At 48.8% G+C, this 13,764-nt stretch carries 10 protein-coding genes; 5 read left to right on the top strand and 5 right to left on the bottom strand.

Translation table 11 applies throughout. The features are described 5' to 3' along the window. Nucleotides 1–79: 79 nt before the first annotated feature. On the bottom strand, nt 80–1,144 hold the full coding sequence (gene bioB, locus EKG38_RS06795) for a biotin synthase BioB (protein ID WP_126519536.1): 1,065 nt from the start codon (nt 1,142–1,144) through the stop codon (nt 80–82). A gap of 110 nt (nt 1,145–1,254) precedes the next feature. Here bioB and bioA point away from each other — a divergent pair, with 110 nt between their 5' ends. The 4 genes from bioA to panP all read left to right on the top strand — a co-directional run bounded on the left by bioA (nt 1,255) and on the right by panP (nt 7,482). Further along, nucleotides 1,255–2,622, top strand: coding sequence for an adenosylmethionine--8-amino-7-oxononanoate transaminase (bioA, locus tag EKG38_RS06790; protein ID WP_126519535.1), 1,368 nt, complete (start codon nt 1,255–1,257; stop codon nt 2,620–2,622). Between the two features lie 352 nt (nt 2,623–2,974). Further along, entirely contained in the window at nt 2,975–4,333 is a 1,359-nt protein-coding gene (locus EKG38_RS06785; RefSeq protein ID WP_126519534.1) for a GntP family permease, read from the top strand. 115 nt (nt 4,334–4,448) lie between these two features. Further along, a complete protein-coding gene (locus EKG38_RS06780) occupies nt 4,449–5,633 on the top strand; it encodes a glycerate kinase (RefSeq protein ID WP_126519533.1) in 1,185 nt (394 codons plus the stop codon). Nucleotides 5,634–5,829: 196 nt separating this feature from the next. Beyond that, complete coding sequence (gene panP, locus EKG38_RS06775) at nt 5,830–7,482, top strand: pyridoxal-dependent aspartate 1-decarboxylase PanP (RefSeq protein ID WP_126519532.1); 1,653 nt, start codon at nt 5,830–5,832, stop codon at nt 7,480–7,482. A 149-nt stretch (nt 7,483–7,631) separates the two neighbouring features. On the opposite strand, the gene EKG38_RS06770 is transcribed toward panP, so the two are convergent. Then, nucleotides 7,632–8,285 (bottom strand): EF-hand domain-containing protein, encoded by a 654-nt coding sequence (locus tag EKG38_RS06770; protein WP_126519531.1) that lies wholly within the window; start codon nt 8,283–8,285, stop codon nt 7,632–7,634. Nucleotides 8,286–8,829: 544 nt separating this feature from the next. Here EKG38_RS06770 and EKG38_RS06765 point away from each other — a divergent pair. Continuing rightward, nucleotides 8,830–10,902 (top strand): methyl-accepting chemotaxis protein, encoded by a 2,073-nt coding sequence (locus tag EKG38_RS06765; RefSeq protein WP_126519530.1) that lies wholly within the window; start codon nt 8,830–8,832, stop codon nt 10,900–10,902. A gap of 128 nt (nt 10,903–11,030) precedes the next feature. Here EKG38_RS06765 and EKG38_RS06760 read toward each other — a convergent pair whose 3' ends face one another. The 3 genes from EKG38_RS06760 to EKG38_RS06750 form a co-directional block, all read right to left on the bottom strand. Beyond that, a complete protein-coding gene (locus tag EKG38_RS06760) occupies nt 11,031–12,341 on the bottom strand; it encodes a beta-propeller fold lactonase family protein (RefSeq protein WP_185826799.1) in 1,311 nt (436 codons plus the stop codon). Between the two features lie 146 nt (nt 12,342–12,487). Then, nucleotides 12,488–13,177, bottom strand: a complete 690-nt coding sequence (locus EKG38_RS06755; RefSeq protein WP_126519528.1) for a helix-turn-helix transcriptional regulator — start codon at nt 13,175–13,177, stop codon at nt 12,488–12,490. A gap of 111 nt (nt 13,178–13,288) precedes the next feature. After that, on the bottom strand, nt 13,289–13,729 hold the full coding sequence (locus tag EKG38_RS06750; protein ID WP_126519527.1) for a GyrI-like domain-containing protein: 441 nt from the start codon (nt 13,727–13,729) through the stop codon (nt 13,289–13,291). Nucleotides 13,730–13,764 lie beyond the last annotated feature (35 nt).

Genomic DNA, 13,764 nt, shown 5'->3' with positions numbered 1-13,764 from the left:
TTGAGCTTAGACTCACCGTTAACATCAGATACAGTTTCAGCCCCAGCCTTTTTAGTCACTGCCTGTTTAACCACAGTAACTAGAGTGCGCCGGCATCGTAAAATGCACCGCTTTGCTTATCTTTAATGGCATTGGCCTTAGCACTCGCCTTAGCCATCACCTCTTTATCATCTTCGACGGTGGCATACTTGCCCTGCTCAGGATGCAGACCCAGACGCTTAAACAGGGTCATATCTTCATTCTCTTCCGGGTTATTGGTCGTGAGTAGCTTACAGCCATAGAAAATAGAGTTAGCACCGGCAAAGAAACACATCGCCTGCATCTCATCGGTCATCTTCTCACGACCCGCCGACAGGCGTACCCGGGAGTAAGGCATAATAATTCGGGCCACGGCGATGGTGCGCACAAATTCGAGAGGGTCGAGATCGTCTAAATTCTCAAATGGCGTCCCCGCCACTTTAACTAACATATTGATCGGAACAGAATCCGGATGCTGCTCCATATTGGCCAGCTGCTGCAGCAGACTCGCGCGATCGCTCGCCTGCTCACCCATGCCGACGATCCCACCGGAGCAGACCTTCATGCCCGAAGCACGAACATTGGAAAGGGTATCCAACCTGTCCTGATAGGTGCGAGTCGTGATGATGTCGCCATAATACTCAGGAGAGGTATCTAAGTTATGGTTATAGTAATCGAGCCCGGCCTCGGCCAACTCTTCGGCTTGGTCAACGGACAACATACCCAGTGTCATACAGGTTTCCATGCCCATCGCCTTCACTTCGCTCACCATATCTTTCAAATACGGCATATCGCGTGCGTGAGGATTACGCCAGGCCGCGCCCATACAGAAGCGTGAGGCGCCGGCCGCCTTGGCACTGCGTGCCTCGGTGATGACCTTTTCAATCTCGATTAAACGCTCTTTCTCAAGGCCGGTATCGTAACGGGCACTTTGAGGGCAATATTTACAATCTTCCGGGCAAGCACCGGTTTTAATCGATAGCAGTCGGCTGATCTGAATTTCATTGGGATCGTATACCTGACGATGCAACGAATGCGCCTTAAACAGGAGATCATTCATAGGTAAAGCAAAGAGTGCTTCAATTTCATCACGATTCCAATCGTGGCGCAGCTGTATATCAGACATTTAACTTACCCTTCTCACTCAATATATCTCTTTTTTATGTTGCCTAGGATACCTGTAGGTCGTAATCTGTCAACGCCAACCAGATAAACAGGTTTACTAACGGTTAAAATATGAACACGACTAATTTATCGAAAAATCACGCAAAAAGCTCACCTATCGACTTTGAATTTGATAAACAACATATCTGGCACCCCTATACCTCAATGACTCAGGCCTTACCCACGTTCGGCGTTGTCTCGGCTCAAGGCTGCGAGCTCACACTCGACGATGGCAGCGTCTTAGTCGATGGTACCAGCTCCTGGTGGGCCTGCGTACATGGCTACAGCCACCCAGCCATTCTCGATAGAATGCAGCAACAACTCAGCACCTTAAGCCATGTGATGTTTGGTGGGATCACCCACCAGCCAGCTGTCGAGCTGTCGAAGAAGCTGGTCGGGATCACTAGCCCCAATCTGACAAAAGTCTTCTTAGCCGACTCGGGCTCTATTGCCGTCGAAGTGGCACTCAAGATGGCGTTGCAATATTGGCAAGGCCGAAACCAGAGTCAGAAGCAGCGCATCCTCACCGTCAAGTGTGGCTACCATGGTGATACCTTCGCCGCTATGAGTGTGTGCGATCCCGAGGGCGGCATGCACACTATGTTTGGTGACAGCGTCACCCAACATGAATTTGTCGCAGCGCCCCAAAGCGGATTTGACGAGCCTCTGTTAAGCCACGACCTCGATGAGATGCGCGCTAAGCTCATTAATCAACACAGTGAAATTGCCGCCGTGATCATAGAGCCAATTCTTCAGGGCGCCGGCGGTATGCGCTTTTATAGCCCGGAATATCTTGTCGGGCTACGTCAACTCTGTGATGAGTTCAATGTCTTACTGATCCTCGATGAGATAGCGACCGGCTTTGGCCGCACCGGAAAACTGTTTGCCTACGAGCATGCCACGATTGATGGACAGAGCGTAGAAGCGGATATTCTCTGTCTGGGTAAGGCCCTGACGGGGGGCTATATCTCACTCGCCGTGACCATGTGCAGTGATGAGGTGGCACAAGGAATAAGCGACTCCCCCGCCGGCGTATTCATGCATGGGCCAACTTTTATGGGTAACCCTCTGGCCTGCGCCGCCGCCTGTGCGAGCCTGGATCTCCTCGCCCAAGATGATTGGCAAGATCAAATCAGACACATCGAACATCAGATGAAGATAGAGCTCAGGGACGCCATCGATTATCCAGAAGTCAAAGATGTACGGGTGTTGGGCGCCATCGGCGTTATCGAGATGAACTCTACGGTGAACACCGCAGAGCTTCAACAGGAGTTTGTCGACTTAGGTGTATGGATTAGACCTTTTTCCAACCTCATCTATATCATGCCACCTTTCGTTATCACCTCCGCTCAGCTCACTAAGCTGACGTCGGCAATGAAGAGTGTTGCCAAAGGGATAACGGCGGGCAGCAAAGAGGCCGGCTTTATCAGCCATGGCTAATGGATAACAGCAGAGCCGGGTGACTATCGTTACCTGGCTTTTTAAAAGAACACTCCCCTCCGGAATAGAGCAATAACTCCAGTTTATAAAAATTATCCAACTGTAAAAAAGCCCAACCTGGATCACAATAAACGAGCATCTAAAAGTTTTTTTGTGCATACGCACAAAAACAATCCCAATAAACCCCGTAATTCCGTGACCAGACACGAAGCCAGATTGTACATATCACAGGATAATGGCCAAAGCCTGAAATACCTTAGGGAAAAGCGTCTGTGTTGAACTTGATTCAATGTTCCACTCTTGCCCCGCATCATGGCTAATAACTAATAATACCCAATAACAGGGACACCCTATGAGCCAAATTATCATCTTGTTGGCAGTGATTCTTTTCATTGTCATCGCTACTTCAAAATTCAAACTACACCCGTTTTTAACCTTAATCCTCGCGTCATTTATGACCGCCTTCGCCTACGGTCTGCCCAGCGCGAGTATCGCCAAAACAATTACCTCAGGTTTTGGCGGCATTCTGGGCTATATCGGTCTGGTCATCGTGCTCGGTACTATTATCGGTACGATTTTAGAAAAAAGCGGTGCCGCCATCACCATGGCTGATGTTGTGATTAAGGTGCTGGGAAAACGTTTCCCGACACTCACCATGTCTATCATCGGCTACCTAGTCTCTATCCCGGTATTTTGTGACTCGGGATTTGTGATCCTCAACTCACTTAAACAGTCGATGGCAAACCGGATGCAGGTATCGAGCGTCTCCATGAGTGTCGCACTGGCAACCGGTCTATATGCCACTCACACCTTCGTGCCCCCGACCCCCGGCCCTATTGCTGCAGCGGGTAACTTAGGCCTGGAGTCAAACTTAGGTTTGGTCATCTTCGTCGGTGTCTTTGTTGCGGCTATTGCCGCCTTGGCAGGAACACTTTGGGCTAACCGTTTCGCCAATACCGAACCCGATGGTGAGGGTGCAGAGGAACTTAAGAATAACGTCGAAGATTTCGAAAAATTGAAGGAGACATACGGCGTACTACCGAGTGCTAAACGCGCCTTTGCCCCAATCTTTGTGCCAATTCTTCTCATCTGTCTGGGATCGATCGCCAACTTCCCCACCTCACCTCTAGGCGATGGCATACTGTTCGATGTGCTGGCTTTCTTAGGCCAACCCGTTAATGCCCTGATGATTGGTCTGTTCCTGTCACTTTCATTGCTTAAGAAGAGTAATAAAGTCAAAGAGTTCAGCGAGCGTATCAGCCAGGGGCTTGTGGTTGCCGCGCCTATCTTGTTGATCACAGGTGCAGGCGGCGCATTCGGCGCAGTCCTTAAGGCTACGGATATTGGTACCTTCCTGGGAACTTCGCTGTCGGCACTGGGTATCGGTATCTTTATGCCGTTTATCGTGGCCGCGGCGCTTAAATCGGCTCAGGGTTCGTCAACCGTTGCGCTAGTTGCGACCTCTGCGCTCGTCGCACCTATGTTAGGTGATATCGGCCTTGCCAGTGATATGGGACGCGTCCTGACGGTAATGGCTATCGGCGCGGGTGCGATGACAGTATCGCATGCCAATGACAGCTTCTTCTGGGTCGTGACTCAGTTCAGCCGCATGAGCGTTAAACAGGCGTACAAGGCACAAACCATGGCGACACTCATTCAGGGCCTGACGGCCATGACATTAGTGTATGTTCTAAGCTTGGTACTCCTCTAACTCGTTTATTTAACTTAACGCTGAGTTTCTGAATACCGGTTATCGGTATTCAGAAACGAAGCTTATATGACACCCCCCACTTTTTCGAATACAAAAGCTCGTGATAGGAACATCAATGAAAATAGTTATCGCCCCCGATTCATTTAAAGAGAGCCTGAGTGCGATGGAAGTGGCCAATGAAATTGAACGCGGCTTCAAATCGGTCATGGCTGACGCCGAATTCATCAAGGTGCCCGTTGCCGATGGTGGCGAAGGCACGGTGCAGTCGATGGTGGACGCGACACAGGGGGAAATTATTGAACTTGAGGTGACGGGTCCCTTGGGCAACCGGGTCCGCGCTCACTATGGTATTTTAGGAGATGGCATTCCTGTAGATGAAATTTCAGATAACAGCCTTTCAAATCGTAAGAAAACCGCCATTATCGAAATGGCCTCCGCCTCGGGTCTGCACCATGTCGGCGCCGAACACAGAGATCCTGAGATAACCACCAGCTATGGCACGGGAGAGCTTATCTGTGATGCCCTCAACCGTGGCATTCAACGAATTTTAATCGGTCTAGGTGGCAGCGCCACTAACGATGGGGGTGCCGGTATGGCTCAGGCCCTCGGCATTCATCTTCTGGACCGTAATGATAAGGTGTTAAGTGTGGGCGGTGCGGCGCTGAGTCAACTTCACAGCATAGATCTAACCGATCGCCACCCCTTGATTGAACAGTGTGAGTTTGAGGTCGCTTGCGATGTCAATAATCCGCTGTGTGGAGACACGGGAGCCTCCAGTGTTTTCGGGCCACAAAAAGGTGCCACGCCAGAGATGATCGTCACTCTGGATAAGGCGCTATCACAATATGCCGATGTTATTGCTCAGTCGGGCATAACAGACAAGCGACATAGCCCGGGGGCTGGCGCTGCAGGCGGTATGGGACTCGGCGTGATGGCCTTCCTTAATGCGTCACTCAGACCCGGCATCGACATTGTCATGCAAACCGTCAACCTGGCCGAGAAACTCAATGGCGCCGACTTAGTGATCACTGGTGAAGGACGACTCGACAGCCAAACCCTGCACGGTAAAACTCCGATGGGAGTCACGCGTCTCGCCAATGCACAACAGATCCCTGTCATCGCCATCGCAGGCTGTGTCAGTGATGATGCCAATGTCCTTCTGGAGCATGGAATGAAGGCAATTTTCTCTATCACGCCAAGGGCGATGCCCCTAGAAGATGTGCTGGCCAATGCAAAACATAATCTGTACACAAGCTCTCAAAATATTGCGGCCCTGTATGCCATGAACTTGTCAGATTAACCCTGGATAACACCACCTCCTTAATTAAGTGGAATTAACCACCCATAGTACGTCCCCTAGCAGAAGATGAAATGGATTTCACTTTTCCCCTTGATGCGCTATAAATCATAAAGTAAAGTGACTTCCCATTTTGGCATTCGGCATTCGATAGATACGTCTATAGAAAAGGCACGCTAGGTAAGAGACGGCACCCCCAATGACAGCGAGACAAGCAAAAGCTTCAGAAGAGGCGTTACTACGTATTTTCACCATCCCCGAAGCCCCAGGTTCAACCCTGAGCGTCATTGAACAAAACATCTCTCAAAACTTAATGGGATTCTTGCAAGAGAGCGTCGTTGCGGTCGAAAAGCCATTAACCGAGATAGAGCGCGACTTTCAGGAACACAAAATTCCCATGGCGCCAAAGTTTGTCTCTGATTATGCCGATGAGATGATGAAAACCTTAGTGGCGCACTCGGTGCACACCTCGGCTCCCAGCTTCATCGGCCATATGACCTCGGCGCTGCCCTATTTTGTATTACCTCTATCCAAGATGATGGTGGGACTCAATCAGAACCTGGTTAAAATTGAAACCTCGAAGGCCTTTACGCCACTCGAGCGGCAGGTTTTGGGTATGATGCATCACCTCATCTATGATGAGAGTGAAGCGTTTTATCAAAGTTGGATGCACAGTGCGAACGTCTCCCTCGGTGCCTTTTGCTCCGGCGGAACCGTGGCCAACATCACGGCATTATGGACCGCCCGCAACCAGCTATTAAAAGCCGATGGTGACTTTAAAGGCATCGCGGCTCAGGGGCTGATTAAGGGGTTACGTCATTATGGTTACAACGATTTAGCTATCCTGGTTTCCGAGCGTGGCCACTACTCTTTGAGTAAAACCGCCGATCTACTCGGCATTGGCCGGGAAAACATCATTCAAATTCCCACATCCAACGACAACCGGGTGGATGTGGATAAGATGCGTGTTACAGCCAAGGCGCTGGAGCGTGACAATATTAAGGTCATGGCAATAGTGGGCGTTGCCGGTACCACAGAGACGGGTAATATCGATCCGTTAGATAAGTTGGCCACCTTGGCAGAGGAGCTGGACTGTCACTTCCATGTCGATGCGGCTTGGGGCGGTGCATCCTTGTTATCCAATAAATACCGACACCTGCTTAAAGGGATAGATCGCGCCGACTCAGTGACCATAGATGCCCATAAACAGATGTATGTGCCCATGGGGGCAGGCATGGTGATCTTCAAAGATCCCACCTTCGCCAATGCCATCAAGCATCACGCCGAATACATTCTGCGTAAAGGCTCAAAAGACTTAGGTAGTCAGACCCTGGAGGGATCTCGTCCCGGCATGGCGATGTTAGTCCACGCCTGTTTGCAGATAATCGGACGGGACGGCTATGAGATACTGATCAATAACAGCCTTGAAAAAGCCCGTTACTTTGCCGAGCTAATCAAGAAAACAGACAATTTTGAACTGGTGTCAGAACCTGAATTGTGTCTGCTCACCTACCGATATGTTCCAGAATCGGTACAGGCGGCCATGCAACAAGCGAGGACCGATGGCGATATTGAGCGATTATTGCAGTTTAATCGCTTGCTCGATGGGTTAACTAAATTTGTGCAGAAACGTCAACGTGAACAAGGCACCTCCTTCGTCTCCCGTACCCGTATTAATCCTGAACATAGTCATGACATAGATATCGATCTGAAATCCGTGGTATTTCGCGTCGTTCTGGCAAACCCGTTGACGACCAATGAAATTCTACAACAGGTACTCGTCGAGCAGACGCAGATCGCCTCGACAGATAAGAAATTCTTGCCCCAGTTGCTGGAGCTTGCCGCTCAATGATACGCGTCGTAAATAAGTCTGGCACGCGCTGGATCACGTAAGAGAAACATGGGCACTAAATTTAGTTAAACATCTGGTTGAACAACTGGTTAAACGACTGAATTTAGTGCTGACATGAAGGACGTCTTTCAGCCCTATACATATTAAAATTACTGTTTTGACATCATATTCTGACGCCGCTCAGACTGGTGGCTCGCAAACTCATTCCGACTTATCTCACCATCGTGGTTGAGGTCTATATCGGTGAAAGAGGGAGCGTGATTCATATTCTTCATCTTCCTCCCCTGTTGCTCCATCTCATTGATCCGTTGTTGACGCGCTTCTGAGAACTCTACTTCTACTATTTTTCCATCACCATCGGTGTCAAAGTCAGCGAAAGCGGGCATATTTTTACTCATCCCCATCCCATGGCCCATGCCTTTGCCTTGCCTCATCATCTCACGGCGCGCCTGCATATGTGCATGCTGGCCACTCGAGAGCTCTTCCTTCGTAAGTTTGCCATCGCCATCTTTATCTATATCCGTAAATGAGCACATGCTCCCCTTTCCGTGCATGGGGCGATTCTCACTGGCTTTCATCGCCATTCGTGCATTGCGGGTGGCGTCGAACTCCTCGGCGGTAATGAAGCCATTAGCGTCATGGTCAAAAGCGGTGAAGGGGATAGGCCCACGCGCAGGTAACTCTTTGTGTATCTCTGTCTGTAACTCGGTCTGTAAACCTGTTGCCAGAACGTAGACAGGTATGACTGCACCGGCAAAAGCAGCAATCAAACCAAGAGGTATTGAACCCTTGATTATTTCCATGATTTATCTCCAAATGAATGTTCACGATCGGCAGTCTTTGTAACCGTGCTGAAAACAGGGCTTATGATATTAACAAGCACTCCTGCCATGTTGTTTTTTTAACCAGCAAAAATATATCACCTTAAAATCGACATGGTAGTGACAAACATCTCGAATAGAGCAAAAACGAGTGTTACAGCAAATGCTTAAATACAATAACTTTGCAGTAGAACCCTCGGTTCCCAAAATGACAATATTTACGCCATTACGAATCTAGGCGCTTGAATCAATATTCTCTCTTTTCACTCTCTGTACCACGAAACAAGCAAACAAATGACATGTTTGATGGTTAAAAACTCAATGTATCACTAAAAAGTCACCGGCTAACATCCAGATAATATTAGGTTTAAATGATTAAGTTTCGAATTACAACCAGCTAGCATGCAAATAACAAGTTCACACATCACAGATACAGAAGCTGACAATTGTGCAACCAGAAACAGATCGATAGAATCCACTGCTTTTTTTTATTTTCTCCAGTCATAAATGTGGAACGGAAGATACAATGAAAATGACCATAAAGGTAAAACTCATTACAACGGTTTGCGTTGCATTACTAGCCATCAGTGCTTTTTTTATCGTCAACATGATAAATACCGAAGTTGCGGTACTCGAAGAGCAGGAAATAAATGTCACAGATAAGGTCGAAGAACTCATCAACGACAAGTTAAAGGGTCAGGTAGACAGTATTACCCTTTCGATATCAGGTCTGTATGAACAATCTAAAGTCTCGAACATAAAATCGGCTTTGCAAGATGAACTGACAACGTTCACCGACACCATAAAAAGCATCTACGACACTAGCGCCTCACATGAAGAAGCCGAAATAGCTGTTTTTGCCTTCATCAATGGATACCGTTGGGATAATGGACGTTATATCTTCGCCTATGATGCCGACTCAATAGTGAATGTGGCCAATGGTGCTCATAAAAGCTACATAGGCAAAAATGAGAAGGATTCGACCGACAAGAAGGGCAATTATTACGGCCGTGATATTGTCAGTGCAGCGAAACGCCAGGAGGTTGGTTTTACCAGCTACTACTTCCTCAACGAGACATCGGGCAAGGTTGAGGAGAAGATCTCAGCCTCCTTCTATTTCAAGCCAATGAACCTGGTCATCGCCACGGGTGAATATGTCAGCACCTTGAAGCAGGACATGATTGACGAAGTACTTAAAAATATTACCGCCTCTAAGTACGGCAAGAATGGTTACTTCTGGATCCAGGACAACCGAGGGAAGATTCTAGCGCATCCTAAGCAAGAGGTCGTCGGCAAAACGCTAAAGAGCACCAAGCAGTCTGTAGTCAGCCTCAGGGATAAAGATGATGCCTTTGTACGTATGGAGTTTGAAAACCCGCAAACAGGTAAGACGGAACAGAAGATAGGTTATGTGCGCCGCATCCTGCCCGAATGGGGCTGGATTATCGGTACGGGGGCTTACCTGAGTGATGTGACGGTGATCCAGGAAAGCCTGACCAATGCTACCGAAGAGATTTTTACCGAGAAGGTCATTGAAAGCATAATCTTTGCCGCCGCGCTATTTATCATTGCACTGGTGATGTCGGTATGGGTCGTCAGCCATATAATCAAAGAGCTGGTGATACTCAAAGATAGGATAGATACCCTCTCCACCGGTGAAGCCGACCTGACCTCTCGCCTGGATATTCACTCTCATGATGAGGTGGGCGATATCAGCCAATCGGTAAACAACTTCATCGGCTACCTGCAATCTATGATGTTGGAGATCTCTCAGGCAACGGTTCAGATCACCGATGATATCATGCAACTTAACGCACAATCTGAGCGTAACAGCGTTGCACTGACCACCCACTCCTCTGAAACCGAGCTTGCTGTTACCGCCATCACAGAGATGAGTTCAACCGCCGATACCGTGGCGCAGAGCGCGGTTGAAACGGCATCGAACACACAAAGTGCTAACGAAGAGGCGATGGCTGCGAAAGAGATCGTCTCCGATGCTTCCAGCAGTGTAATGGCGTTAGTTAATGAGGTCGATGAGGCATCGGCTCGCATCCACACCATGAATACCAATACTCAGCAGATCGTGTCGGTTCTTGGGGTGATTGGTGGCATTGCCGATCAAACTAACTTGCTGGCACTCAATGCGGCGATCGAGGCTGCCCGAGCCGGGGAGCAGGGACGCGGCTTCGCCGTAGTTGCCGATGAAGTGCGCACCTTGGCTGCGCGAACTCAAGACAGCACCGCAGAGATTGACGCAATATTATCCCGTTTAACTCAAGATGCGGCTAGTGCCGTCGAAGTGATGGATGTAACGAAAAAGAGTTGCCAACAAGCGGCAGAGAAGACCTCCAGAGTCACCGAAAGCTTAGATATCATGTCTGACTCTGTAGTTCTGATTAACGATCTCAGTTCGCAGATAGCGACTGCATCCGAAGAGCAGAGTTCGGTCACCGAAGAGATCAACCGCAACATGTGTACGATTCAGGCAACGGTACAAGAGCTCACGCAAAACGGCGTTGAAGCCGCCGAGAGCACTCATAACCTAGCTGCGGCTAACGAGCAACTCACCGCGCTCGTGAGTAAGTTTAAACTGTCGTAAGGTTGCTAAAGCCCCTGTTGCACAGCCATCAGAGGTTCGCTCGTTGATAATAAATTCTAAAACAAAGACAAAGGAAGAGGTTTACGCCTCTTCCTTTTTTATTACCTCCTCTCTTCTTTAAATATCCGCTATTTTGATACGCTGGCCTTTAGCTTAAGTACATACAGTGAATCTTGCTTTGCCGACGTCACCAGCAGGTATTGACCATCTTTTGAGAGCTGAAGTGACGAGACTCCTACCAGGACATTAATGTCTTTGTTGTCACCGGCGGGTAGGCCTTTATTTACCAACTCAGTATCAAAGAGTTTTGATTCAAGGCTCAACCGGCCGTCATTTTCTTTTCTCAACACGAGTACACCGCTATCGGCCTCTCCGGCGGCATAGAGCCTTGAACCATCCGATGAGATAGCCAAGCTACCGGCACCTTTCAAGCCACCGCCGAGTTCATCATTGGTCAAGGTCTGAAACAGGGCATACTTTGCCGCATCTTCCCCTTTCCTGGTCCCAGAACCGGACACTGCTTCAATTCGATTAAGTACCACAATAGCGTCACTTCCCGAACAGGCGACATAGATAAAATGACCATCGGGCGAAAATTTAACGACTTGTGGGTTAACCAGATAAGGGATCCCCGTATCCCCTCCTCTCAAAATCTGACTTAACTCCAGCTCACCATCCATTGTGCGGTTATACAGTGTCAGCATATGCTCATCAAAACCTGTGACCGCAAGCAAAGTGTTATCACCGGATAAGTCCAGCCCAACGGCGCCACCTAATCCCGGCTCCTCTCCTTCGAAACGATTAAAAACCAAATCGTCACCAGATACGTCAAACACCGAGAGGGCATTACTCTTATAGCTGGCAATATATAGCTGTTGGCCATCGCCGGAAGCGACGAGATCCCAGGCCCCTAATAACCCGAGGGTGTCTAAAGCCCCAAGCGGCTCAGTATCCTTAAAGATGCGTTCAATACTCAGCCCGTCACTCAGCCTGCGCTTGAACCTATATTGATGTTCTTCACCGCGATCAAAGACCACCAGCGCACTGTCATAAAAGCTCACGGTAAACATCTTATTACCACTTGGAAGAAAAGCTAGCTGCGAAGCCCCTTCCAACCCCGTGACACCATAGATATTGTTTTTAAATACTCGATTAAATGTCAGGGTAAAGTCATCATCTATATCGAAAATAGCCATTGAATTATCGTCACCACTGACAACGGCAGCATGAGTGCCATCGGGGGAGATTTTTACAGCTCTGGGATTATCTAAGCCATCGACGCCCGCTTCGTTATCAATCAATACCTGCACCATTGTCATTGTCATAGTCGCAGTAAGCTTGCTATCTGAACGAGTTTCGTGTGAAGCGAGGGAACACCCGAGGAGTGAGGCACACACCAGCAAGGGCGACAGGCGCTGTATTAACTTTATCAATGGCATAAACCCATCTCCTTTCTCGTAATGTCTCAATCGAGCTGGTTCAACATTAGCCAACTCAATACTTATCAAAAGCGAAACGAAGAACGCACAAAGGGCTCTGTTACCCGATAAATCGATGAGATAACTCCACGAAGTTAACATACACCTCAGCTTCGACTGCCATACTCGGCTTCCATCAGCTCGATGTAGTCTTGCATCTCCTGACCGGGTGTCAGGCTGAAATGGCGTCCCAGAGGAGTCAAGCTGACTATCCTGTCTACCCTGAAGTTGCGAAAATCGTTTCTCAGTTCACACCAGGCAAGCAGGGTCCATAATCCTTTCCAAAAATAGATAGCCAGAGGGCGTAATTCACGCCGGGTCACCGCCTCCTTAGCATCTTTATAATCCATCTGCAGGTACTCCCGCTCTCTGGAGGTTTTGCGGAGCAGATCCAGAAACTTAAACTCATCACTGTCGATATAGAAGTCGGGGGCAAACATCAAAGATTGGTATTCCTGCAGCCGGGTCGGCAACACGGCCTCCACTTTAATCATCGCCTGTCTGGCTGCGCTGGCTAACTCTTTTCCGCCCCGCGCCTGCACCATACGCATTCCGACTTGTATCGCTTCGAGCTCGACCTCATTAAACATCAGAGGAGGAACACTCACCTCTTGGCGCAATAGATACCCCACGCCCGCCTCCCCTTCGATGGGGATCCCGTTCAGACACAAGTCTTGTACATCACGGTAAATGGTTCGTGTCGATACCTCTAATCGTTCAGCCAACTCCTTGGCGGTCGTGAGCCTTCGATGTCTTAAGATCTGTACGATTTGAAATAATCTATCGGCGCGGCGCATTGTCATCCTTTAGGGGCACTTAAAACGCTCTCATCTTCCCAAACAAGAGAGCCAAGTTCAATCTGAGATTAAACCCGGCTCATAGCTTTGGTTATTTATAGAAAAATATGTCTAGCCTTTAATACCGATGTAAATATCCACTCCAGTGGTATCCGGGTAAACTTCATAATCGGTCAGATAACTACGTTGATGCCGACACTCGGGTGAGGTGAAGTATCGCCAGATCTCTGTCCATTGCTCAACCACACAATCCGGCATTTTCCCACTGCCGCTGAACTTCAGGTAATCCCCTTCGGCTAAGCGGATATCACATATATCATCCGATTCCGCCTGGGTTCCAACCAGCACAGAATAATCTCCATTCATATCTGACTGATAATCATGGTAGACACCGTACATAGGCTTACCTTGAGCTAAATGGCCGTCATTCTCGGCAAAGTACTGCTGCCATAACGGGCCAATTCTGGCGGTTTCAGCCTCTCTTTCCGCGGCATTATTGGTCCGGGTGATGAGCCCTGAGAGCCCCAGGGCGCTTTTGTGAATACGTTCCATCGATTATGTTTCCCTGTTTGTTGTGACTTAGACGC

Origin of the sequence: Shewanella canadensis, from assembly GCF_003966225.1 — a bacterium.
Lineage (GTDB): Bacteria > Pseudomonadota > Gammaproteobacteria > Enterobacterales > Shewanellaceae > Shewanella > Shewanella canadensis.
Note: the sequence above shows the minus strand (reverse complement) of the source record. Positions and strands in the feature narration are given on the sequence as shown.